The organism is Pseudomonas sp. SORGH_AS_0211 (genome assembly GCF_031453455.1).
In the GTDB taxonomy this organism is placed as follows: domain Bacteria; phylum Pseudomonadota; class Gammaproteobacteria; order Pseudomonadales; family Pseudomonadaceae; genus Chryseomonas; species Chryseomonas aestiva.
Genome location: NZ_JAVIZV010000001.1, coordinates 3144655 through 3168073, shown reverse-complemented (window position 1 = coordinate 3168073; position 23419 = coordinate 3144655). Strand labels below are relative to the sequence as shown.

The following is a 23419-nucleotide window of genomic DNA, read 5'->3' as shown; positions in this document are numbered from 1 at the left end:
ATTAATTAATTGTCGGACTTTATCGGTGCCTGCCGGAGATAACTTGAGCGGCCAGTCAGGTTTTTGCGGTGGGGCCGGATCAAGGGCGATCAGGCAGGCCCCGGGGCTCCCGCTCAGCCGTGGCCTGGGAGCGCCGGGGCCTGGCCTGCGCCTAGGCGGCGACCGTCTGGGCGCCGGTCATCAGCGCCACGGCGTCGGCCATCGAGTGCTGGCGCGGATCGATCACCGTCAGCCGGCGGCCCAGGCGATGGATGTGGATGCGATCGGCGATCTCGAACACATGGGGCATGTTGTGCGAGATCAGCACGATGGCGATGCCGCGGGCGCGCACATCGAGGATCAGCTCCAGCACCTTGCGCGACTCCTTCACCCCCAGCGCCGCGGTGGGTTCGTCGAGGATGATCACCTTGGAACCGAAGGCCGCCGCCCGGGCCACGGCTACGCCCTGGCGCTGGCCACCGGACAGGGTTTCCACCGCCTGGTTGATGTTCTGGATGGTCATCAATCCCAGTTCGGAGAGCTTTTCCCGAGCGATGCGCTCCATTTCCTTGCGGTCCAGGGTGCGGCAGAGGGTGCCCAGCAGCCCCGGCTTGCGCAATTCGCGACCCAGGAAGAGGTTGTCGGCGATGGACAGCGCCGGCGACAGCGCCAGGTTCTGGTAGACCGTCTCGATGCCGGCCCGCCGCGCCGCGATGGGCGAGGCGAACTGCACGGGCTGGCCCTCGAAGCGGATCTCGCCTTCATCGGGCCGCAGGGCACCGGAGATGGCCTTGATCAGCGAGGACTTGCCGGCGCCGTTGTCGCCGATCACGGCGAGGATTTCGCCGGGCAGCAGGTCGAAGTCGGCGTGGTCGAGGGCGGTGACGCGGCCATAGCGCTTCACCAGGCCACGGGCCATGAGCAGGGGTTCGGTAGTCATCAGCTGGCCGCCTTTCTGATCCATTGGTCGATAGCCACGGCCGCGATGATGAGCGTGCCGATCAGCAGATAGGTCCATTGCACGTCGGTGCCCAGCAGCCGCAGGCCGAGGGCGAAGACGCCGACGATCAGGGCGCCGAACAACATGCCGAGGATGGAGCCGCGGCCGCCGAACAGCGAGATGCCGCCGATCACCACGGCGGTGATGGACTCGATGTTGGCGAACTGGCCAGCGGTGGGCGAGACCGAGCCGATGCGGCCGATCAGCACCCAGCCGGCGAAGGCGCAGATGAGCCCCGACAGCCCGTACACGGTGATCAGCATGCGGCGGACGTTGACCCCGGCCAGTGCCGCGGCCTCGGGATCGTCACCCACGGCATAGAGGTGCCGACCCCAGGCGGTGTGGTTGAGCACGTACCAGAGCAGGGCGACCAGCACCACCAGGGCGATCACGCCATAGGTGAAGACCGCGCCCCCCAGGCGGAAATTGTCGCCGAACACCTGCAGCAGCGGCGCGGTCGCGCCGATTTCCTGGGCGCGGATGGTCTCGTTGCGCGAATAGAGGAAGTTGGCCGCGAGCACGATCTGCCACATGCCCAGGGTGACGATGAAGGGCGGCAGCTTGATGCGGGCGATCAGCCAGCCGTTGGCCATGCCGCACAGGGTGCCCACCGCCAGGCCGCAGAGGATCGACAGCTCCACCGGCAGGCCGTAGCGGAAGGTGAACTGGCCCATGACCACCGAGGACAGCACCATGATGGCGCCTACCGAGAGGTCGATGCCGGCGGTGATCACTACCAGGGTCTGGGCCGCGCCGACGATGCCGGTGATGGCGACCTGCTGCAGGATCAGGGTGAGGGCGAAGGCGGAAAAGAACTTGCCGCCCAGCAGGGCGCCGAAGATGGCTAGCGACAGCAGCAGCACCAGCAGTGATACCGCCGAGGGGCGCGAATGCAGGAAGTGACGGAATTTGACCAGCGGGCTGCGCTCGTCACGGGCGAAGGAGGCGACCTCCGTGGCACTGTGCTTGAGCACCTGTTTGAAAGGCTGGCCGGACGGGGAGGGCGAGGTCGGATCGCTCATGGCAATCTCCTGAGAGCGGGAAAGCGGCCGAGAGTCGATCGCCCGCGCCGGCGCGGCAGGCGCTGCGATCGATCTTCTCTAGCGTAGACGAGAGGCCATCAGCCCCAGCATTTCTGCAGGGCGGTCTTGCTGTCGATGGACTGGATGCCGGGGACCGGCTTGTCCGTCACCAGCTTCACGCCGGTGTCGACGAAGCTCTTGCCTTCGGTGGGCGTCGGCTTCTTGCCGGTGTCGGCAAAGGTCTTGATCGCCTCGATGCCCAGCGCCGCCATCTGCAGCGGGTACTGCTGGGAGGTGGCGCCGATGACGCCGTCGGCGACGTTGTGCACGCCCGGGCAGCCGCCATCGATGGAGACGATCAGCACGTCCTTCTCGCGACCCACGGCCTTGAGCGCCTCGTAGGCGCCGGCAGCGGCCGGTTCGTTGATGGTGTGCACCACGTTGATGGTCGGATCCTTCTGCAGCAGATTCTCCATCGCGGCGCGGCCGCCTTCTTCGTTGCCGTTGGTCACGTCGTGGCCGACGATGCGCGGATCGGTCTCGTCGCCGATGCGACTCTGATCCTTGGGATCGATGCCGAAGCCGAGCATGAAGCCCTGGTCGCGCAGGACGTCCACCGAGGGCTGGGAGGCGTTCAGGTCGAGAAAGGCCACCCGGGCATCCTTGGCCTTGTCACCCAGGGTTTCCCGCGCCCACTGGCCGATCAGCTTGCCGGCCAGCAGGTTGTCGGTGGCGAAGGTCATGTCGGCGGCGCTCACCGGATCCAGCGGGGTATCCAGGGCGATCACCAGCAGACCGGCTTCGCGCGCCTTCTGCAGGTTGGGCACGATGCCCTTGGTGTCCGAGGCGGTGATGAGGATGCCCTTGGCACCGTCGGCGATGCAGGTCTCGATGGCGGCCACCTGGCTTTCGCTGTCGCCGTCGATCTTGCCGGCGTAGGCCTTGAGCGTCACCCCCAGCTCCTTGGCCTTGGCGGTGGCGCCTTCCTTCATCTTCACGAAGAAGGGATTGGTATCGGTCTTGGTGATGAGGCAGGCGGAAACGGGGGCTGCCTGGGCGGTGCCGCTGGCGAGGGCAGCCGCCAACAGGCAACCGGCGAAGGACGCGAGGGAGACGGTTCTTTTCATTGTTGTGCGCTCAGGTTCGGAGACAGGAACGCGACCGGCGGAGCGCCGGTCGCGGTGGAGCTGTTACCACCACTGCTCGATCTGGAAGCCGACGTTGGAGCCGTGCAGATCGTTGCCGAAGCTGCCGGTGCTCGACAGCGCGGAGCCGGCGTCGAATTCATCGGCTGCCTGCTGGGCTGCCCGGTTCCAGGCGGCATAGGTGTAGAACAGGCGGAATTCGGGACGCGACTTGAATTCCGGACCCTTGGGCGACCAGGTCGGTGCCAGGGTCAGCTTGGTCAGCTTGCGGGTACCACCCGGGGCCTGCACCTGGTCATGACCGAGTTCGGTGGAGAACTTGAACTGGTCGCTGATGCCGTACACCAGACGGCCGCCCAGCGAGGTCCAGCGCAGGTCGTTGCCATTGGGACGCTCGTCCTTCTGGTAGACCGCGGCGACCTGGCCACCCCAGTAGCGGCTGATCTGCCAGTCGAAGAAGTCGACGACGCGATAGGAGACGTCGGCGCTGCTCAGGGTCGGATCGCCGGTGCTGCCCAGGGCGGTGCCCGGGCCCTGGCCGCGCTGCACGGCAAAGGTGTTCACGCCGCCCCAACCCATGAAGTTGGCCTGCTTGTGCTGCAGCGTCACGGCTACACCACTGTTGGCGTTGGGCTGATTGGTGGGCTTGTCCAGGTAGCTGACGCCGATCTCCAGCGAACCATTGGGATTGGTGTTGAAGCCGGCGACGTTGAAGTCGATGCGGTTCTGGAAGTCCTTCTGGTTCTGGTTGTCCTTGCGCGAGAAGGCCAGGCTGTACTTGAGACCGCCGATGTTGACGTCCTCGATACCGCCGCCGGTGGCGCTCTGGTTCCAGTAGAAGAAGTCGGAGATATGGATGTCGTTACGCTTGTAGTAACGCCGACCGGCCCAGAGGTTACCGCCGTTCAGTGCGGCGATGTTGTTCCAGTAGGCGTAGGCCTGGACTGCACGGATCGCCCCGTTGTCACCATTGAAGGTCGGGGTGCGGTCGTATTTGTTGAAGAAGCTGCCCATGCCGTAGACGCCGATTGCCGAGCCGTCGTCGAGATTGAATACATTCTGCTTCAGCGCCAGTTCGCCGTACTGCTCGCACTCGTTGCCCAGGCGGTACTTGGACTGCGCGCCCTGCAGCTTGAAGCAGCGCATGGAGTCCGAACCGGAGGAATCACCGAGACCGGTACGGAAGTAACCGGTGGTTTCCAGGGCGTGCGCCGCAGGAATCAGGAGAAGGGTACTCATCAAGGACGCGACCGAAACCCTGGCCAAGGGCATAGCCTTTTTCTTATTCATTTATGTTCCCTGTTTATTGTTGTTGTGTAACTCAGTGCCTGGCCTGCACCTGATCCGCCGTGCTCGAGCGGAAGATCAGCATAGGTGTGACCATTGGAAACCAACCTGACTACAAACCTATCGCTGAATCAATTCAGCGGCAGACGGAGGGTAGCCTTTGATCACTCAACGGCCTAGCGGCTCCATTCCAGCGATGTGTGAGCTGAATCACAGGCTGTGCTTCTGCAAAAATAGCAAGCCAAGCAACTGTGGAACCCCTCTGGAATGGGGTCGTGGCGCGGGCTGTTCCAGGTGAAGAAGCGGCTGGCGAAGCGGAGAGGAAAGGAGGCGAGCGGAAGGGCGAAATAGAGCGGAGAAAGCTGGAGGGAGGGTGGGGCGGAGCGTCCGGGAGACGGCGGATGCCGTCCCCCGGAGCCTGCGAATCAGCCCAGCAGGGCCTTGTCGCGCACGCCGCCCTTGTCGGCACTGGTGGCCAGCAGGGCATAGGCCTTGAGCGCGGTGGTCACGCGGCGGGCACGGGGCTGTGCCGGCTTCCAACCCAGCTTGTCCTGCTCGATGCGGCGGTGGGACAGCTCTTCGTCGCTCACCAGCAGGTTGATGCTGCGCTGGGGAATGTCGATCAGCACCTTGTCGCCATCCCGCACCAGGCCGATGGCACCGCCCGCCGCGGCTTCCGGCGAGGCATGGCCGATGGACAGGCCCGAGGTGCCGCCGGAGAAGCGACCGTCGGTGAGCAGGGCGCACTGCTTGCCCAGTCCCTTGGACTTCAGGTAGCTGGTGGGATAGAGCATCTCCTGCATGCCCGGGCCGCCCTTGGGCCCTTCGTAGCGGATGATGACGATGTCGCCGGCCTTGACCTCGTCGGCGAGGATGCCGCGCACCGCGGCGTCCTGGCTTTCGAAGACCTTGGCATTGCCCTCGAACACATGGATGGATTCATCCACGCCGGCGGTCTTCACCACGCAGCCGTCCAGGGCGATGTTGCCGTAGAGCACGGCCAGGCCGCCTTCCTGGGAATAGGCATGCGCGACGCTGCGGATGCAGCCCTCGGCGCGGTCGTCGTCCAGGGTGTCGTAGCGAGTCGCCTGGCTGAAGGCTTCCTGGGTCGGGATGCCGGCGGGACCGGCGCGGAAGAAGGTCTTCACCGCCTCGTCCTGGGTCAGGGTGATGTCCCACCGCTCGATGGCTTCGCCCAGGGTCCGGCTGTGCACGGTGGGCAGATCGGCATGCAGGAGACCGCCGCGGGCCAGTTCGCCGAGGATGCTGAAGATGCCCCCGGCGCGGTGCACGTCTTCCATGTGGTACTTCTGGATGTTCGGCGCCACCTTGCACAGCTGCGGCACCTTGCGCGACAGGGCGTCGATGTCGCGCAGATCGAAGTCCACCTCGGCTTCCTGGGCGGCGGCCAGCAGGTGCAGGATGGTGTTGGTCGAGCCGCCCATGGCGATGTCCAGGGTCATGGCATTCTCGAATGCCGCATGGCAGGCGATGTTGCGCGGCAGCGCCGACTCGTCGTTTTCCTGGTAGTAGCGACGGCACAGCTCGACGATGGTGCGGCCGGCTTGCAGGAACAGCTCCTTGCGGTCGGCGTGGGTGGCCAGGGTCGAGCCGTTGCCGGGCAGGGCCAGGCCGAGGGCCTCGACCAGGCAGTTCATGGAGTTGGCGGTGAACATGCCCGAGCAGCTGCCACAGGTGGGGCAGGCGCTGCGTTCGTATTCGGCGACCTTCTCGTCGCTGGCCGAGCTGTCGGCGGCGATGACCATGGCGTCGACCAGGTCCAGGCCATGGCTGGCCAGCTTGGTCTTGCCGGCTTCCATGGGGCCGCCGGAGACGAACACCACCGGGATGTTCAGGCGCAGGGCGGCCATCAGCATGCCGGGGGTGATCTTGTCGCAGTTGGAGATGCACACCAGGGCATCGGCGCAGTGGGCATTGACCATGTATTCCACGGCGTCGGCGATGATCTCGCGACTCGGCAGCGAATAGAGCATGCCGTCGTGACCCATGGCGATGCCGTCGTCGACGGCGATGGTGTTGAATTCCTTGGCCACGCCGCCGGCCTTCTCGATCTCCCGGGCGACCAGCTGGCCGAGGTCCTTGAGGTGGACATGGCCCGGCACGAACTGGGTAAAGGAGTTGGCGATGGCGATGATGGGCTTCTTGAAATCTTCGTCCTTCATCCCGGTGGCGCGCCAGAGCGCCCGGGCGCCAGCCATGTTGCGGCCCTGGGTGGAGGTTTTCGAGCGATAGTCAGGCATGAAGCGTCTCTCCGAGGCGGCTTTCTAGATCACGGTTCTGGTCATCGTGAGCGCAGACGAGGCACGGTGCAAACGCGGAGTGACGGTTGCCGGGCCGGAGGGCGGCCACGCCATGCGGGATCTCCACAGGGGCTGCCAGGGCTCACGAACCCGCCGGAGGATGCTGGCGGAGGGGAATTCGGATCATACACCCGGGCGCCAGCACTGCACAGCAGGCCGGCGCCCAAGGGTTAGGACCTGTCTGAAAGTCGCCGGGCGCAGGCACTTTTCAGGCAAGGCCTAGGGCGCTTCCTGTTCGCCGTCGGGGGCGTCTTCCAGGTATTCGTCCATGGGCTCCTGGCCGGCCAGGGTCTTGAGACTCAGGTCCACGGCTTCGGGCAGGGTGATGTCGACGCGCTGCTTGTCGCTGCCTTCCAGCGAGGACTCGTAGCTCAGCGCATGGCGCAGGTGGCCGTTCTCGAGGATGGCGCCGACGCTGGCCAGCTGCGCGGCGGCCGGCGCCAGGCGCTCGAGGGCGGCCTTGGGCCAGGTGGCCTCGACGGTCGCGTTGCAGGTATAGAAACCCGCTTCGCCGCTGTCCGAGGGTTCTTCCTGGGTCTTGATGTCGACCAGCGAGACCTGGCCGCCTTCCAGCGCGGGCTGGCCGGCGGCGATGTCGTCCGCATAGATCTCGTTGATGGTCTGGGCGTATTGCTGACGGACCAGCTCGGCGGTCTTGGCCGCATCGCAACTGTAGTCATAGCCACCGCAGCCAGTCAGGGAAAGCACCGCAGCTGTGAGTATGAGGTGACGTCTGGACATGCCTGAATTCCTTGGAACGATGGGTAGAGCCTGGCGGCGCTGGCCGCGCCTGCGTCGATCCACAGTGCAGGAGGTTGGCGCAGCGATCGGGGATGGCGAGGGCCCATGGTGCTGCCGCTCGCCCATCCTGTCCATCAGACGCCGCCAGCGTCCTTCAGGACACCCGGCCTGGGCGGCCGGTCAGTTCCCGACTCAGGCGCGATCGGCGCTTTCGCAGGTCTCGAAGTCCTTGCTGTCGACGCGGTTCATGCTGTCGAAGCCGATCGAATAGACCTGCTCCTTGCCGTCCTTGTTAAGCACATAGTTGTTGCAGGTGCCGGGGCGGAACTTGCGGGTATAGGTGCTCGACGGGGTGCCACCGATGCGCAGCACGTCAGCCTTACTCATGCCCTTGTCCACCTGCTTCACCAGCGGTTGCTCGCGAAATTCGACGCGGCCCACGGTGTAGTCGGCGGTGTTCTTCACCGAGGAGCAGCCCGCCAGCACGGTGCCAGCCAGCAGCGCGGTCGCGACAGCAATCTTCTTGTTCATGGTGTGATCCCTTCAAAGGCGGAAGTGCCTGACACTTCGACGATGGCGGCGCCGATAAATTCGCTCTCCGTCGCACTTCTCGCGGTTTGTCACTTTGACGGACCGGACGCTGGCCTCGGCAAGTGACTGTATCTAAAGCTGATTCTGCAAACGGACGCTATGCCCCCGTTTTCTAAGGATTATTTTGTCCGAATGGCAGTTGACAGAGGCCAGGCGGCAGGCGATCTTTAGCGTTATGTTGTAACTTCCCAGCCGTTTCTCGTTTCTCGCGAGGACCTCATGAATCGCCGTCGTCTGCTCAATCTGATCCTGGCTGGCATGACCTTGCCCGTCGGGTTGCCGGCGTTTGCCGCCCGGCAGCAACTCAAGGGTGCCCGGGCCTGGCAGGATGCCGACAAGCTCCGCCTGGTCTTCGATCTCACCGGCCCGGTGCGTTACAAGACCTTCACCCTGGTCGCGCCGGATCGCATCATTCTCGACCTCGCCGATACCCAGGCCCCCGCAGTGCTCAATCACCTCGCCCTGCAGGGGTCGCCGGTGCGGGCCGTGCGCAGCGCTCACTATGGCGCCCAGGACACCCGGGTGGTGCTGGAACTGGCCCATCCGGTAGAGGTGGAAAGCTTCATCCTCGGTCCGGGCGAGGGCGCGGCCAATCGTCTGGTGCTCGATCTCAAGCGCGCCGGAGCGCCGGTGGTGGCTGCACGCAAGCCGGCCGACGCCGAGCCGCCACTGGAGATCAAGCGCGGCAAGGGCCTGGCCACGGGGCGCGACATCATGGTGGTGGTCGATGCCGGTCACGGCGGCAAGGACCCGGGTGCGCTGAGCGCCCGGGGCGATCGGGAAAAGGACATCGCCCTGATCGTGGCGCAGAATCTGGCGCGCCGCATCAATCTGCAGAAGGGCTTCAAGGCCAAGCTGGTGCGCAACGACGACTTCTTCGTGCCGCTGCGCAAGCGCGTCGAGGTCGCACGCAGCTACAACGCCGACATGTTCGTCTCGGTGCATGCCGATGCCGCGCCGCGACGCACCGCCTACGGCGCCTCGGTCTATGCCCTGTCCGAGGGTGGAGCGACTTCCACCACGGCGCGCTTCCTGGCCGACAGCGAGAACAACGTCGACCTGATCGGCGCCAACGAGATTCTCAAGGGACGCGATCCCATGCTCGCCGGCGTGCTGCTGGACATGTCGATGAACGCCACCATCTCGTCGAGCCTGGACCTGGGCCACAAGGTGCTGGGGCAATTGTCGAGCATCACCAACCTGCACCAGAAACGAGTGGAGCAGGCGGGCTTCGCTGTGCTCAAATCGCCGGACATCCCCTCGATCCTGGTCGAGACGGGCTTCATTTCCAATGATCGTGACTGCCGACGCCTGCTTGACAGTCGCCACCAGAAACAGCTGGCCGATTCGATCTTTGCCGGCCTACATGGCTATTTCCAGGAGCGTCCCCCGCTGGGCACCTACCTGGCCAGCCTCAAGAACACCCAAGGAGTGACATGAGTTTGCAAGACAAGGCGCGTCGTTACTGGCGCGTGGTGGTGCTGGTGATAGGCGCGCTCTGTATCGTGGCCGGACTGATCGGCTACGGTCAGGGCGGGCGCGACAAGCAGGGCAGTGCCCAGGAAGGCTTCGTCAACAAGGTCTGGCAGATCAAGACCAGCAACAGCATCGAGCCGGGGATGCTCTACGTCTTCCTCAGCGACGGCACCCTGGTGATGGCGTCGCCGAGCAGCCAGCCCTCCCTGGGCCGCTGGACGCGCACCGAGAAGGGTCTGAACATGATCGAGGAAGGCATCACCTATCCCACGGAAATCCTCAGTCTCAGCCGCGACGAATTCCGTATCCGCAGCCTCAATCCCGGCGATCCGGTAGAGCTGCAACTGGCCCCGGCGGCGCACTGAGGCGCCTTCAGGCGTCCTCGGAATAGCGCTGCTCCTGCCAGGGATCGCCGCGGTCGTGATAGCCGCGCATTTCCCAGAAGCCAGGCGTGTCGCCGACCCGGAAGTCGATGCGCCTGAGCCACTTGGCGCTTTTCCACAGATAGAGATGCGGGATCAGGGCCCGTACCGGCCCCCCGTGCTCGGCCGTCAGCGGCTGGCCTTCCCAGCTGTGCACCAGCATGGCGCCCGGTGCGGCGAAATCGGCCAGCGGCAGATTGGTGATGTAACCGTCATGGCTGTGCAGGAGCACATGGGTCGCCTCGTCCCGCGGCTGCACCTCGTCGAGCAATTCAGCTATCGGCAGACCGATCCAGTGATTGTCATAGCGTGACCAGGTGGTGACGCAATGCATGTCGCTGACGGCCTCGCGGGTCGCCCGCGCGGCGAAGGTCTCCCAGTTCCAGCGCAGCGTCTTGCGGACCGCGCCGGTCACCGCCAGTTGCCAGCGCTCCCGGCTGACCTCCGGGCGTATGCCCAGGTCCAGGACCGGCCAGTTGCTGACGCGGTGCTGGCCAGGTGGCAGACGCTCGCTTTCCGCACGTGCACCCTGGCCGGTGAGGAAGCGTCCCTCCTGGGCCCAGCGCTCCTTGGAGCGGGTCAGCTTGCTCGGCTCGTCGCTCATCGATGGATCCTCTTCGCAGGTGTCGGGCTTTTGACTGCCAGGCGGGCCATTCGTCGGCAAAGGTCGAACCCAGACGCTGTCCCGTGCCTCCTATCCAGCAGGCACTCAGAGAGCAGCCTCTTAATTCTTAACCTGCCGGAGAACCACCATGGTAGATGCAACCCAGATCAAAGAGCATGCGGAAGTTGTCGGTTCGGACGGCCAGCACGTGGGCACCGTCGACCATATGGAAGGCGCCGATCGCATCAAGCTGACCAAGCGCGATCAGGATGCCGATGGCAAGCATCACTACATCCCGCTGAGCTGGGTCCAGTCGGTGGATGGCAGCCAGGTACGCCTGTCCAAGACCCGCGACGAAGCCGAAAGCGAGTGGCAGGCCGCCTAAGGCACGCCGCCCAACAAAAAGCCCCGCTGATGCGGGGCTTTTTGTTGGGCGGCGAATACGGATCAGTTGATGTATTCGAACAGCTTGACGATGCGCTGCACGCCCGAGACGCTCTGGATCAGTTGCACGGCATGGGCGCCTTCCTGCTGGGTCACCAGGCCCAGGAGATAGACAATGCCGTTCTCCGTGACCACCTTGATGCGCGAACCGGGAATGTCTTCATCGGCGAACATCTGGGTCTTGATGCGGGTAGTCAGCCAGGAATCGTTGCTGCGCGCCAGCAGCGAGGAGTTGCCGGTCACCTGCAGTTCGTTGTGCACCGTCTTGACCCGCTGCACGCTGCGCACGGCCTGTTCGGCCTGGGCCTTGAGATCGGCACGCGGCGTCTGGCCGGCAATCAGCACCACGCCGTTGTAGCTCACCACCACGATGTGCGAGCTGGCCAGATCGGCATTGGCCTTGGAGATGTTGACCGAGGCCTTGGTCTCGATCAGCGCGTCGTCCACGGTGCTGCCCAGGGTGCGGGTGCCGCGGTTGTCGTCGATGGGCTTGTCGCGGCTGGCGGTGACCACGTTGCTGCAGCCGGCGACCGCAAAGGACAGCGCCAGGATGGCGAGCAGGGGAGCCTTCTTCATTCTTCGCTTCCAAACAGTTGCTGATCGATCTGGTCGCACAGGCAGTGGATCACCAGCAGGTGCACTTCCTGGATGCGGGCGGTGACCTTGGCAGGCACGCGAATCTCGACGTCCTCGGGCAGCAGCAGGGAGGCCATGCCGCCGCCGTCGCGGCCGGTCAGGGCGACCACGGTCATCTCGCGGTCGTGGGCAGCCTGGATCGCCTGGATCACGTTGGCCGAATTGCCGCTGGTGGAGATGGCCAGGAGGATGTCGCCCGGTTGACCCAGGGCGCGGATCTGCTTGGAGAACACCTCGTTGTAGCTGTAGTCGTTGGCGATGGAGGTCAGCGTCGAGGTGTCGGTAGTCAAGGCCAGGGCCGGCAGGCTGGGCCGCTCGCGCTCGAAGCGATTCAGCAATTCCGAGGAGAAGTGCTGGGCGTCGCCGGCGGAACCGCCATTGCCGCAGGTGAGGATCTTGCCTTCGTTGAGCAGGGCCGCAACCATGACCTGGCTGGCCAGATCGATATGCGGAATCAGGACTTCCATGGCCTGACGCTTGGTTTCGATGCTGTCCCGGAAGAGCTTCTGGATGCGGGCGTGGGTGTCCATCGCGATATCTTTGACCTGTGCTGTGGAGGGCCTCAGGCGTCGAAGGCCTGTTTGATCCATTCGAGTGCCTGAGGGGATGCGTCGGCCCCGGGGCCGATCGCGATCACGTCGAAACGACAGGGCCGCTTGGCCCAGCGCGCTTCGGATTGCAGAAAGAGGGCGGCGCTGTTGACCAGTCGCTGCCGCTTGCGGGCATCTATGCTTTCCGCGGCGCCGCCCCAGGCGGTGTGCCTGCGGGCGCGTACCTCGACGAATACTACTGTATCGCCGTCGAGCATGACCAGATCGAGCTCGCCACCCTGCCAGCGCCAGTTGCGAGCGATCAGCCGGAGGCCGCGCGTCTGCAGGAACTGCAGGGCGCGATCCTCGGCTTGCCTGCCGCGCTGGAGATGCGGCGCCTGCTTCACGGGGTGCTGAGCGAAGCCGGCACGCTGGTGGTGGGCAGCGGTGCATTGTTGGCGGGCAGCGGCTGCGCCACGCCGTTGCGGAATTCCGCCCAGGGCAGGTGACGCACCACGCGCTGGTCGGGCGCCACGCTCAGATTGCCGGACAGGCCGGGCAGCTCGGAGTTGGGCAGGGCCTTGAGCTGCTGCAGATGCAGCGCCAGCAGGTAGGCGTCGGCGCCCATGGCATAGAGCCGACCGATGCTGGTACCGGCCTGGGGCCATTGGGCGGTGATCTTGGCACGCAGCGGATTGCTCGGGTCGAGCAGCCAGGGGGTCTCGCAGAACAGGATGCCGTTGAGATCCTGGTTCACGCCGGGTTCGTTGACGCCGCTGTTGAGGTTGGAGGTGGCGTACACCGGCAGATCGCGGGCGTTCTGGTAGACCAGGATCGGCTTGATCTGGCGGGCCTGGGCCGGGGTCGAGGCGAGGAAGATGAAGTCCATGCCCTGACGCATCTGCAACAGGCTGGTGATGCGATTGGCGATCTCGACCGGTTGGCCGATGCGCTCGGCCGCCACCAGGCGACCGCCCAGCTGCTGCCACTCGTTCTGGAAGGCGGCCAGCACGCGGGCACCCCAGTCACCCTGGGGCACCATGGCGCCGGCACTGCGCTTGCCGTCGGCCCAGGCACGGCGCGCGGCCTCGCGGGCCTCGTCCTCGGCGGCCAGGCCGAACTGGAAGAGTTGCGGCGGCTGGGCGCCCTGGCTGTCGCCATAGTTCAGCGCCAGGGTATTGATCGGCAGTTGCGGGCGATCGCCCAGCTGCTTGACGAAGTTCTTCTCCAGCGGGCCGACCACCAGCTGGATGCCGGCGGCCTGCGCCTGGCGGTAGAAGGCGTCCAGCGAACCCATCTGGGTACTGTCGTAGACGGTCACGGCGGGGGCACTCTGGCCGGCGGCCAGGGCTTCGTAGCGAGCGGCCATGAAACCATCCTGCAGCGCGCGCGCGACGCCGGCGAGCTGGCCCTGCAGGGGCAGCAGCAAGGCGACGCGATTGAGCGGTTCCCGCGCCAGGGTCTTCAGGCGCTCCAGGTCGTCGGGCAGATTGCGCGCGGCGGGATGGCCGGGGTTCTGCTTCTGCCATTCCTCGATGGCGGCGAGCTGCTGATCCAGCGCCAGGTTGCCGCGGGTGATGGCGGCCAGCGCCAGCCAGCCATTGAGGTCGGCGTCCTTCACGCTCTGGCGCAACTGCGCGTCCGGGAGGCTGGTGACCAGTTGCCAGATCCGCTCGCGGTTGTCATGGGCGGCATCGCCGTCCAGCAGCGGGCCGAGGAAGATGCGTTCCTGGGCGGCGGCAAGCGGCTGGCCGTTGGCGGCCTGGGCCTCGGCCTTGGTCAGGCCGCTGCGGATCTGCTGCTGGGCCGGCAGTTCGCCCAGTTGGGCGAAGCTCGGGTGGTCGAAACGCTTGAGCGCCTGGGCCGGCTGCTTGTCGAGCAGGTCGAGCTGGGCCAGCAGCGTCTGGGCGAACATCTGCTGTGCCGGCTTGAGGCCTTCGACATTGATGGAGCCCAGGATCTGCCGCGCTTCGCGGGAATTCTGCTGGGCATAGGCCTTGTCGGCGGCGGTCAGGCGCAGCAGATTGGCCTGCTCGGACTGACTGGAGCCGGCCTGATTCAGCAGCTGCTCGATGCTGGCCTGGCTGGACTGGGGCAGGTCGCCGAGGGCGTTGTTGACGGGCGAGCTGCTGCAAGCGGCGAGCAGGGCGAAGGCGGTGGCGCAGAGCAGCGGACGCAGGCGGAACTTCATGCTGTGGTTCCTGAGCAAAATTCTGGAAAGGGGGCGATTGTCTCACAGCACCCAAGCGCTGCGAACGCCGAGGGCGAGAGCGGCGTACACTGTTGGGCTATTTCCAGTCCGTCAGGTTTCATCATGATTTCGCCGGGTACTCTTTATGTGGTTGCCACGCCCATCGGCAACCTGGACGACATCACCGCCCGCGCGCTCAAGGTGCTGCGCGAAGTGGCCCTGATCGCCGCCGAAGACACCCGTCATTCGGCGCGCCTGCTGCGCCATTTCGGCATCGAGACGCCGCTCGCGGCCTGTCACGACCACAACGAACGCGATGCCGGTGGCCGCTTCATCACCCGGCTGCTGGCGGGGGAAGACGTCGCCCTGATCTCCGATGCGGGCACGCCGCTGATTTCCGATCCGGGCTTTCACCTGGTGCGCGCGGCGCGCGCCCAGGGCATCCGGGTCTCGCCGATTCCCGGCGCCTGCGCCCTGGTCGCGGCGCTGTCGGCGGCCGGTCTGCCCTCGGATCGCTTCAGCTTCGAAGGCTTCCTGCCGGCCAAGGCGGTAGGCCGGCAGGCACGCCTGGCGGCGCTGCGCGAAGACCCGCGCACGCTCATCTTCTACGAGGCGCCCCATCGGCTCGAGGATTGCGTGGCCGACATGGCGAGCACCTTCGGGCCTGAGCGGCACATCGTCCTCGGTCGCGAACTGACCAAGACCTTCGAGACCCTGCGCGGCCTGCCCGCCGGCGAGCTATTGGCCTGGATTCGCGCGGATCTGGATCAGCAGCGCGGCGAGTGCGTGCTGCTGGTGGGTGGCTGGGCGGCGCCGGAGGACGCGGAGGTCGATGCCGAGACCCTGCGCATCCTCGATCTGCTGTTGGCCGAGCTGCCGATCAAGCGCGCCGCTGCCCTGGCCGCCCAGATCACCGGCGCGCGCAAGAACCAGCTCTATCAGCTGGCCCTGGAGCGCAAGGGCGAGCCGGGCTGAGTCAGGGTGAATTAGTGGGCATCTTTCCTTGTTATCCGCCCCCAGTCTCTATACCCTTGCGCCGCGAGAGCCGACCGGGCAGTCGCTGTCGTGATCCGCAAGGGTTGCGAGGGAGGAAAGTCCGGGCTCCATAGGGCGAGGTGCCAGGTAACGCCTGGGAGGCGTGAGCCTACGGAAAGTGCCACAGAAAATAACCGCCTAAGCGCGCAAGCGCCGGTAAGGGTGAAAAGGTGCGGTAAGAGCGCACCGCACGGCTGGCAACAGTTCGTGGCTAGGTAAACCCCACCTGGAGCAAGACCAAATAGGAATCCATAGGCGTGGCCCGCGCTGGATTCGGGTAGGTCGCTAGAGGCAATCAGCGATGGTTGTCCCAGAGGAATGACTGTCCTCGACAGAACCCGGCTTACAGGTCGGCTCTCGCACCCCTCCCTCCTGGGCCTCTGCGCCCGGCGTCTGAGACCTCTTCTTAAGACATCACTTTAATCAATTGAGCCAATCAATTGACTTCATTTCCGTTTGTCGGAAATCGATGTCGTTCGTCCTGGTCGTGAACTCGTGCAATTTGCTCGAAATCCCCGTCCCACGCGGCCTGGCTACCCCCTCGCTTACCTTGACTGAAAGTGGCCCTCATCAATATAGTGGCGGCCGGTGGTACGAAGTGGGGCGAAGTGGGATTTAATGGCAAGGACAGCCTATTAGAGGACGCGAAATTGTTCCGGGGAGCGAACGCCATCAGTCTCGACGCCAAGGGGCGCGCCGCGATGCCGAGCCGGTATCGTGACGAGCTGCTGGAACGTTGTGCCGGCCAGCTCATCGTGACGATCGACGCCGTCGACCCCTGCCTTTGCGTCTATCCACTCCCGGAATGGGAAATCATCGAAAGCAAGCTGCGGCAGTTGCCCTCGCTACGTGAGGAGACTCGCCGCCTGCAACGCTTGCTGATCGGCAATGCGGTGGATCTGGAGCTCGACGGCAGTGGCCGTTTCCTGGTTCCGCCGCGCCTGCGTGAATACGCCAAGCTGGACCGGCGCGTGATGCTGGTCGGTCAGCTCAACAAGTTCCAGTTATGGGATGAGGACGCCTGGAGTGCCGTGTGCGACGCGGATCTCCTGGCGATTAAGGAACCCGGCGGTATGCCGGATGAAATGCGCGATTTGATCCTGTGACCATGAACCCAGTCTTCCACCACGTCTCCGTTCTCCTGGACGAGGCCGTTCAGGCATTGGCAATCCAGCCTGCCGGCCGTTATCTGGACGGCACCTTCGGCCGCGGCGGACACAGCCGGGCCGTGCTGCGCCTGCTGGGTGGAGAAGGGCGGCTGCTGGGCTTCGACAAGGATCCCCAGGCGATCGCCGCCGGCCAGGCCCTGGCTGCGGAAGATCCGCGTTTCGAGATCGTCCAGCGCAGCTTCGCCGAACTGGGTGATGAACTCGTCAGCCGTGGCTGGTCCGGCCAGGTCGATGGCGTGCTGCTGGATCTGGGCGTGTCCTCGCCCCAGCTCGACGATCCCGAGCGCGGTTTCAGCTTCATGCAAGACGGTCCCCTGGACATGCGCATGGATCCGAGTCGGGGGCAGAGCGCCGCCGCCTGGATCGCCACGGCGCCCGAGGCCGACATCGCCCAGGTATTCAAGGAATTCGGCGAAGAGCGCTTCGCCAAGCGCATGGCGCGCGCCGTGGTGCAGCGTCGTGAAGTCCAGCCCTTCGAACGTACCGGCGATCTGGCCAAGGTGCTCACCGAGGCCAATCCGGCCTGGGAAAAGGGCAAGCATCCTGCTACCCGTGCCTTCCAGGGGCTGCGCATCTACATCAATCGCGAACTGAGCGATCTGGAGCAGGGCCTGCAGGCGGCCTACGAGCAACTGGCCGTGGGTGGCCGGCTGGTAGTGATCAGCTTCCACTCGCTGGAAGACCGCATCGTCAAACAATTCATGCGCCGACTGGCCAAGGGCGAGGCCGACCAGCTGCCGCGCGACCTGCCGATCCGCGCCACGGTCTTCGAGCCCTCGCTGCGCCTGCTGGGCAAGCCGGCCTATGCCAGCGAAGCCGAACTGGCCGCCAATCCCCGCGCCCGCAGCGCCGTGATGCGCGTTGCCGAGAAGCTGAAATGAGCCGGCTCTTCGTCAAGAAACTGCCCCTGGGCAGCAGCGTCATGCTGGTGCTGTTCGCCGGCGTACTGCTGTCGGCGGTAGCCGTGGCCTATAGCGCCCACTGGAATCGCCAGCTGCTCAACACCCTCTATGGCGAGATGGCCATCCGCGACAAGGCCCAGGCCGAATACGGTCGGCTGCTGCTGGAGCAGAGCACCTGGACCGCCCACAGTCGCGTCGAGGCCCTGGCCAGCGGCCAATTGCAGATGCGCATTCCCGATCCGACCGAAATCCGGATGGTCAATCCGTGAAAGGCCTGATCGCGCGCCTGCCATGGCGCTTCAGCCTCATTATCGGGCTGTTGCTGGTCATGGTCGGCACCATCATCTGGCGCATCGTCGATCTGCACGTGATCGACCGGGCCTTTCTGAAGGGGCAGGGCGATGCGCGCAGCGTGCGCACCATCCCCATTCCCGCGCACCGTGGCCTGATCACCGATCGCAACGGCGAGCCCCTGGCCGTGAGTACGCCGGTCACCACCCTGTGGATCAATCCCAAGGAACTGCTGGGCGCCGAGGATCGCTGGGCGACCCTGGCCGATGCCGTTGGCCAGCCGCGTGCGGAATTGGCCAAGCGCATCGAGCAGAACGCCAGCAAGGAATTTCTCTACCTGGCCCGTGGCCTCACGCCCGAGCAGGGTGAGGCGGTGATGAGCCAGGTCAAGGCGCACAAGATTCCCGGGGTCTACGACATCGAGGAATTTCGGCGTTTCTATCCGGCGGGTGAGGTGGCGGCCCATGTGGTCGGCTTCACCGACATCGACGACCACGGCCGCGAAGGCATCGAACTGGCCTTCAACGAATGGCTGTCCGGCGTGCCGGGTCGTCGCCAGGTGGTCAAGGATCGCCGCGGTCGGCTGATCCGCGATGTCCAGGTCGCCAAGAACGCCAAGCCGGGCAATACCCTGGCGCTGTCCATCGACCTGCGGCTGCAGTATCTCGCCGCGCGCGAACTGCGCAATGCCCTGACCCAGTTCGAAGCCGAGGCCGGCAGCCTGACCATCGTCGACGTCAAGACCGGCGAGGTCCTGGCGATGGTCAACATGCCCACCTACAACCCCAACAATCGCCGCAGTCTCGAACCGGCCGCCATGCGCAACCGGGCGATGATCGACGTCATGGAGCCCGGCTCGGTGATGAAGCCGATCTCCATGACCGCGGCGCTCGCCAGCGGGCGCTGGAAGCCCACCGACAAGGTCAACGTCTATCCCGGTTCGTTGCAGATCGGTCGTTACACCATCAAGGACGTCTCCCACAGCGACGGCGCCCTGGACCTGACCGGCATCCTCATCAAGTCCAGCAACGTCGGCATGAGCAAGATCGCCTTCGACGTGGGTGGCGAGAACATCTACAACGCCATGCGCGCCGTGGGCCTCGGCCAGGACACCGGTTTGGGCTTTCCCGGCGAGCGGGTCGGCAATCTGCCCAACCATCGCAACTGGCGTCCGGCCGAGACCGCGACCCTGTCCTATGGCTATGGCCTGGCGGTGACCGCCGTGCAACTGGCCCATGCCTATTCGGTGCTGGCCAACGACGGTCGCTCGGTGCCGCTGTCCATGGTGCGCCTGGACAAGGCCCCGGCCAGCGATCAGGCGGTGGAAGAACGCGTGGCCAAGACCCTGCAGGGCATGCTGCAGCAGGTCGTGGAAGCTCCGGGCGGGGCCTTCCGCGCCCAGGTACCGGGCTACCACGTCGCCGGCAAGAGCGGTACCGCGCGCAAGACCAGCACCGGCACCCGTGGCTATGCCGAGAATTCCTATCGCTCGCTGTTCGCCGGCTTCGGCCCCACCAGCAATCCGCGCCTGGCCGCGGTGGTGGTGATCGATCGTCCGAGCAAGGGCGGCTACTACGGTGGCGTGGTCTCGGCACCGGTGTTCAGCCGCGTGATGTCCGGCGCCCTGCGCCTGATGAACATCCAGCCGGACAACCTCCAGCCGCTGCCGGTGCAGCAGGCCCAGGCCGGCAAGCCGCTGCTGGTCGGGGAGCGTGATCGATGAGCCGCCTGCTGACCGACCTCCTGCCTGAAGCTGCCACGGCCGTCGACATTGGTGGCCTGGCACTGGACAGTCGCGACGTCCGCCCGGGCTCGCTGTTCCTGGCCATTCCCGGTCTGCACAGCGACGGCCGCGCCCATATCGCCAGCGCTGCCGAGCGCGGCGCGGCGGCCATCGCTTATGAGGCGAAGGATGCTCCCGCACTGCCGGCCCTGGACATCCCCCTGGTCGCCGTCGAGGGCCTGGCCGCGCGGCTTTCCGCCATCGCCGGTCGTTTCCACGGCGAGCCGAGCCGGCGCCTGGCGCTGGTCGGCATCACCGGTACCAATGGCAAGACCAGTGTCAGCCAGTTGATCGCCCAGGCCTGCGACCTGCTCGGTCAGCGTTGCGGCATCGTCGGCACCCTCGGTAGCGGCTTCCATGGCGCCCTCGCCGAAGGCCGTCACACCACCCCGGATGCCCTCAAGCTGCAGGCGACCCTGGCCGAACTGGCCGAGGACGGCGCCGCTACAGTCGCCATGGAAGTATCCTCCCATGGCCTGGCGCAGGGTCGGGTGGCGGCGCTGGCCTTCAAGGTCGCGGTCTTCACCAACCTGTCTCGCGATCACCTCGATTACCACGGGACCATGGCCGCCTATGGCGAAGCCAAGGCCCAGTTGTTCGCCTGGCCGGGGCTCGGTGCCCGCGTCCTCAATCTGGATGACGCCTTTGGCCGCGAACTGGCGGCTCGTCCCAGCCCGGCAGCGACCCTGACCTACAGCCTGAGCGATCCGGCTGCCAACCTCCACTGCCAGGCCATCCAGTTCGATGACCACGGCGTACGCGCCCGGCTGGTCACCGCCCAGGGCGAGGGTGAATTGCGCAGCCAGCTGATCGGGCGCTTCAACCTGAGCAACCTGCTGGCCGCCATCGGTGCCCTGCTGGGGCTCGGTCATGCGCTGGCCGACATCCTCGCCATCCTCCCGCAACTGCAGGGCCCGGCCGGGCGCATGCAGCGACTGGGTGGCGCCGGGCGACCGCTGGTGGTGGTGGACTACGCCCACACCCCCGATGCCTTGGACAAGGTGCTCACGGCCCTGCGGCCCCATGTCGGTGCCCAGGGTCGGCTGGTCTGCGTGTTCGGCTGTGGCGGCGATCGCGATCGCGGCAAGCGGCCGGAGATGGCCGCGGTGGCCGAGCGCCTGGCCGATCAGGTGGTGGTGACCGACGACAACCCCCGTACCGAGGATCCGGCCACCATCGTTGCCGACATCCGCGCCGGCTTCGTGCATCCCGAGCAGGTGAGCTTCGCCGGCCGGCGCGAAGCGGCCATCGCCCAGGCCGTGGTCGCGGCGACCGCCCAGGACATCGTGGTGCTGGCCGGCAAGGGCCATGAGCCCTACCAGGAAATCGCCGGTGTCCGTCATCCCTTTTCCGATCTCGACCAGGCCGAGCGGGCCCTGACCGCCTGGGAGCGACAGCATGCTTAGAACCTTCACCCTCACCGAAGTGGCCGAGGCCCTGACCGGCAATCTGCTGGGTACCGATGCCCTGTTCGACGGCGTCGGTACCGACAGTCGCAAGGCCGTGGCCGGCCAGCTCTTCGTCGCCCTGAGCGGGCCGCGCTTCGATGGTCATGCCTATCTGGCCGACGTGGCCGCCCAGGGTGCCGCGGCAGCCCTGGTGGAGCGGGCCGTGCCCGAGGTCCATCTGCCCCAGCTGGTGGTCGCCGATACCCGCCTGGCGCTGGGTCGTCTGGGCGCCTTCAATCGTGACCTGTTCCAGGGCAAGCTCGCTGCCGTGACGGGCTCCAGTGGCAAGACCACGGTCAAGGAGCTGCTCGCCGCCATCCTGCGTCAGCAGGGCGCCACCCTGGCCACCCCGGGCAATCTGAACAACGATCTCGGCGCGCCCCTGACCCTGCTGCAACTGGCTGCCGAGCACGCCTTTGGCGTCATCGAACTGGGTGCTTCGCACGTCGGCGACATCGCCTATACCGTGAGCCTGACACGCCCGGATGTCGTTATCATTACCAATGCCGGCCAGGCCCATGTGGGCGAATTCGGCGGCGTCGATCGTATCGTCGAGGCCAAGGGCGAGATCATCGAAGGCGTGGGCGAGGCGGGCACCGTGGTACTCAACCGCGATGACGCCGCCTTCGAGACCTGGCAGCGCCGCGCGGCCGGTCGCACCGTCGTCGCCTTCGGCCTGGATGTCCGCGCCGACGTCCGCGCCAGCGAGGTGACCCTGGATGCCCAGGGCCGCCCGAGCTTCCTCTTGCACAGCGCCCAGGGCGAGGCGCCGGTCACCCTGCAGCTGCTGGGTGCCCACAACGTCGGCAACGCCCTGGCCGCTGCCGCTGCGGCGCTCAGCTTCGGCCTGGACCTGAACACCGTCGCCCGTGGTCTCGCCGTGGCGGCGCCGGTGCAGGGGCGCACCCTGACCCGCACCAGCCAGCACGGCGCCCAGGTCATCGACGACAGCTACAACGCCAACCCCGCGTCGGTGAAGGCCGGGATCGACCTGCTGGCTGCCCTGTCGGGCCGTCGGGTGGTGGTCCTGGGCGACATCGCCGAGCTGGGCGAGTGGACCGAACAGGGCCATCGCGAGGTGGGCGAGCACGCCCGCGGCAAGGTGGATGCCTTCTACAGCGTCGGTCCTTCGATGGCCCATGCGGCCCGCGCCTATGGCGTCGAGGCCCGGCATTTCGCCGATCGCGAACAGCTGATCGAGGCCCTGGCGGACGAGGACCGGGCCGGAACCACCCTGCTGATCAAGGGATCCCGCAGCGCCGCGATGGACAAGGTCGTCGCCGCGCTCTGCGCTATCAACACCGAGGAGAAACACTGATGCTGCTGCTGTTGGCGGAGTTCCTGCAACAGTTCTACAAGGGCTTCGCCGTCTTCCAATACCTCAGCCTGCGCGGCATTCTGGGCGTTCTGACCGCCCTGTTGCTGTCGTTGTGGCTCGGCCCCTGGATGATCCGCACCCTGCAGATCCGCCAGATCGGCCAGGCCGTGCGCAACGATGGGCCCCAGTCGCACCTGTCCAAATCCGGTACCCCCACCATGGGCGGCGCCCTGATCCTGACCACCATCGGCATCAGCACCCTGCTGTGGGCCGATCTGCACAACCGTTACGTCTGGACCGTGCTGGCGGTGACCTTCCTGTTCGGCGCCATCGGCTGGGTCGACGACTATCGCAAGGTGATCGAGAAGAATTCCCGCGGTCTGCCCAGTCGCTGGAAGTACTTCTGGCAATCGGTATTCGGCCTGGGGGCGGCGATCTTCCTCTATGTCACGGCCAAGGCGCCGATCGAAACCACGCTGATCCTGCCGCTGCTGAAGAACATCGAGATCCCGCTGGGGATTTTCTTCGTTGTGCTGACCTACTTCGTCATCGTCGGCTCCAGCAACGCGGTCAACCTCACCGATGGCCTCGACGGCCTGGCGATCATGCCCACCGTGATGGTCGGCGGCGCCCTGGGCATCTTCTGCTACCTGTCGGGCAACGTGAAATTCGCCGACTACCTGCTGATTCCCTATGTGGAAGGCTCCGGCGAACTGATCGTCTTCTGCGGCGCCCTGATCGGGGCGGGCCTGGGCTTTCTCTGGTTCAACACCTATCCCGCCATGGTCTTCATGGGTGACGTCGGCGCTCTGGCGCTGGGCGCCGCCCTGGGCACCATCGCCGTCATCGTCCGCCAGGAAGTGGTGCTGTTCATCATGGGTGGCGTCTTCGTCATGGAGACCCTCTCGGTGGTCATCCAGGTCGCCTCGTTCAAGCTGACCGGCAAGCGCGTCTTCCGCATGGCGCCGATCCACCACCATTTCGAATTGAAGGGTTGGCCCGAACCGCGGGTCATCGTGCGCTTCTGGATCATCACCGTGATCCTGGTGCTGTTCGGTCTCGCCACCCTGAAACTGAGGTAATC

Annotated in this window: 23 protein-coding genes and 1 other RNA gene; 12 read left to right on the top strand and 12 right to left on the bottom strand. The window is 65.8% G+C overall.

The features are described 5' to 3' along the window. Positions 1-151 precede the first annotated feature (151 nt). From QE393_RS14720 to osmE, 7 genes are all read right to left on the bottom strand, one after another. Complete coding sequence (locus tag QE393_RS14720) at positions 152-919, bottom strand: ATP-binding cassette domain-containing protein (protein ID WP_042137188.1); 768 nt, start codon at positions 917-919, stop codon at positions 152-154. Further along, entirely contained in the window at positions 919-2001 is a 1083-nt protein-coding gene (locus tag QE393_RS14715) for an ABC transporter permease (RefSeq protein ID WP_310044275.1), read from the bottom strand. The genes QE393_RS14720 and QE393_RS14715 overlap by 1 nt, the downstream gene beginning before the upstream one ends. Before the next feature lie 98 nt (positions 2002-2099). Continuing rightward, entirely contained in the window at positions 2100-3128 is a 1029-nt protein-coding gene (locus tag QE393_RS14710) for a sugar ABC transporter substrate-binding protein (RefSeq protein ID WP_007162077.1), read from the bottom strand. 63 nt (positions 3129-3191) lie between these two features. Continuing rightward, entirely contained in the window at positions 3192-4385 is a 1194-nt protein-coding gene (locus tag QE393_RS14705) for a carbohydrate porin (RefSeq protein WP_310044273.1), read from the bottom strand. A gap of 473 nt (positions 4386-4858) precedes the next feature. After that, on the bottom strand, positions 4859-6694 hold the full coding sequence (ilvD, locus tag QE393_RS14700; protein ID WP_133862566.1) for a dihydroxy-acid dehydratase: 1836 nt from the start codon (positions 6692-6694) through the stop codon (positions 4859-4861). Between the two features lie 279 nt (positions 6695-6973). After that, positions 6974-7495 (bottom strand): hypothetical protein, encoded by a 522-nt coding sequence (locus QE393_RS14695; RefSeq protein ID WP_310044270.1) that lies wholly within the window; start codon positions 7493-7495, stop codon positions 6974-6976. Positions 7496-7687: 192 nt separating this feature from the next. After that, positions 7688-8026, bottom strand: coding sequence for an osmotically-inducible lipoprotein OsmE (osmE, locus tag QE393_RS14690; RefSeq protein WP_273806461.1), 339 nt, complete (start codon positions 8024-8026; stop codon positions 7688-7690). A gap of 279 nt (positions 8027-8305) precedes the next feature. On the opposite strand from osmE, the gene QE393_RS14685 reads away from it, so the two are divergent. Together QE393_RS14685 and QE393_RS14680 are read left to right on the top strand one after the other, a co-directional pair. Continuing rightward, on the top strand, positions 8306-9526 hold the full coding sequence (locus tag QE393_RS14685; protein ID WP_310044267.1) for an N-acetylmuramoyl-L-alanine amidase: 1221 nt from the start codon (positions 8306-8308) through the stop codon (positions 9524-9526). Further along, positions 9523-9927 (top strand): hypothetical protein, encoded by a 405-nt coding sequence (locus QE393_RS14680; RefSeq protein ID WP_133862563.1) that lies wholly within the window; start codon positions 9523-9525, stop codon positions 9925-9927. The genes QE393_RS14685 and QE393_RS14680 overlap by 4 nt, the downstream gene beginning before the upstream one ends. 7 nt (positions 9928-9934) lie before the next feature. On the opposite strand, the gene QE393_RS14675 is transcribed toward QE393_RS14680, so the two are convergent. Next, positions 9935-10588, bottom strand: coding sequence for a sulfite oxidase-like oxidoreductase (locus tag QE393_RS14675; RefSeq protein WP_310044266.1), 654 nt, complete (start codon positions 10586-10588; stop codon positions 9935-9937). Between the two features lie 148 nt (positions 10589-10736). Here QE393_RS14675 and QE393_RS14670 point away from each other — a divergent pair, with 148 nt between their 5' ends. Next, positions 10737-10973, top strand: coding sequence for a DUF2171 domain-containing protein (locus QE393_RS14670; RefSeq protein WP_133862561.1), 237 nt, complete (start codon positions 10737-10739; stop codon positions 10971-10973). A 62-nt stretch (positions 10974-11035) separates the two neighbouring features. On the opposite strand, the gene QE393_RS14665 is transcribed toward QE393_RS14670, so the two are convergent. From QE393_RS14665 to QE393_RS14650, 4 genes are read right to left on the bottom strand one after another with little or no spacing between them, the layout of a single operon-like run. Continuing rightward, positions 11036-11608, bottom strand: coding sequence for a BON domain-containing protein (locus QE393_RS14665; protein WP_208692486.1), 573 nt, complete (start codon positions 11606-11608; stop codon positions 11036-11038). Further along, entirely contained in the window at positions 11605-12198 is a 594-nt protein-coding gene (locus QE393_RS14660) for a phosphoheptose isomerase (protein ID WP_007162067.1), read from the bottom strand. The genes QE393_RS14665 and QE393_RS14660 overlap by 4 nt, the downstream gene beginning before the upstream one ends. A gap of 32 nt (positions 12199-12230) precedes the next feature. Beyond that, on the bottom strand, positions 12231-12605 hold the full coding sequence (locus QE393_RS14655; protein ID WP_183632876.1) for a YraN family protein: 375 nt from the start codon (positions 12603-12605) through the stop codon (positions 12231-12233). Next, complete coding sequence (locus QE393_RS14650; RefSeq protein ID WP_273806459.1) at positions 12602-14389, bottom strand: penicillin-binding protein activator; 1788 nt, start codon at positions 14387-14389, stop codon at positions 12602-12604. Before QE393_RS14650 ends, QE393_RS14655 begins: the two co-directional genes overlap by 4 nt. A gap of 123 nt (positions 14390-14512) precedes the next feature. On the opposite strand from QE393_RS14650, the gene rsmI reads away from it, so the two are divergent. The 9 genes from rsmI (at position 14513) to mraY (ending at position 23417) form a co-directional block, all read left to right on the top strand. Next, positions 14513-15364: a 16S rRNA (cytidine(1402)-2'-O)-methyltransferase gene (gene rsmI / locus QE393_RS14645; protein WP_310044265.1), complete on the top strand. Its 852-nt coding sequence runs from the start codon at positions 14513-14515 to the stop codon at positions 15362-15364. Between the two features lie 66 nt (positions 15365-15430). Beyond that, an RNA gene (gene rnpB / locus QE393_RS14640) (RNase P RNA component class A) lies at positions 15431-15786 on the top strand. A 288-nt stretch (positions 15787-16074) separates the two neighbouring features. Continuing rightward, the gene (gene mraZ / locus QE393_RS14635) at positions 16075-16530 is read left to right on the top strand and encodes a division/cell wall cluster transcriptional repressor MraZ (protein WP_007162063.1); all 456 of its coding nucleotides are present in this window, start codon (positions 16075-16077) and stop codon (positions 16528-16530) included. A 2-nt stretch (positions 16531-16532) separates the two neighbouring features. Next, entirely contained in the window at positions 16533-17474 is a 942-nt protein-coding gene (gene rsmH / locus QE393_RS14630) for a 16S rRNA (cytosine(1402)-N(4))-methyltransferase RsmH (protein WP_187980180.1), read from the top strand. After that, positions 17471-17764 carry a cell division protein FtsL gene (gene ftsL / locus QE393_RS14625; protein ID WP_017640714.1) on the top strand — a complete coding sequence of 98 codons (294 nt, stop codon included), beginning with the start codon at positions 17471-17473 and terminating at the stop codon, positions 17762-17764. Before rsmH ends, ftsL begins: the two co-directional genes overlap by 4 nt. 59 nt (positions 17765-17823) lie before the next feature. Then, positions 17824-19509: a peptidoglycan D,D-transpeptidase FtsI family protein gene (locus QE393_RS14620; protein WP_372240063.1), complete on the top strand. Its 1686-nt coding sequence runs from the start codon at positions 17824-17826 to the stop codon at positions 19507-19509. Continuing rightward, positions 19506-20975: a UDP-N-acetylmuramoyl-L-alanyl-D-glutamate--2,6-diaminopimelate ligase gene (locus QE393_RS14615; RefSeq protein WP_310044263.1), complete on the top strand. Its 1470-nt coding sequence runs from the start codon at positions 19506-19508 to the stop codon at positions 20973-20975. The genes QE393_RS14620 and QE393_RS14615 overlap by 4 nt, the downstream gene beginning before the upstream one ends. Further along, complete coding sequence (gene murF, locus QE393_RS14610; RefSeq protein WP_310044261.1) at positions 20968-22335, top strand: UDP-N-acetylmuramoyl-tripeptide--D-alanyl-D-alanine ligase; 1368 nt, start codon at positions 20968-20970, stop codon at positions 22333-22335. The genes QE393_RS14615 and murF overlap by 8 nt, the downstream gene beginning before the upstream one ends. Further along, positions 22335-23417, top strand: coding sequence for a phospho-N-acetylmuramoyl-pentapeptide-transferase (gene mraY, locus QE393_RS14605; RefSeq protein ID WP_007162057.1), 1083 nt, complete (start codon positions 22335-22337; stop codon positions 23415-23417). Before murF ends, mraY begins: the two co-directional genes overlap by 1 nt. Positions 23418-23419 lie beyond the last annotated feature (2 nt).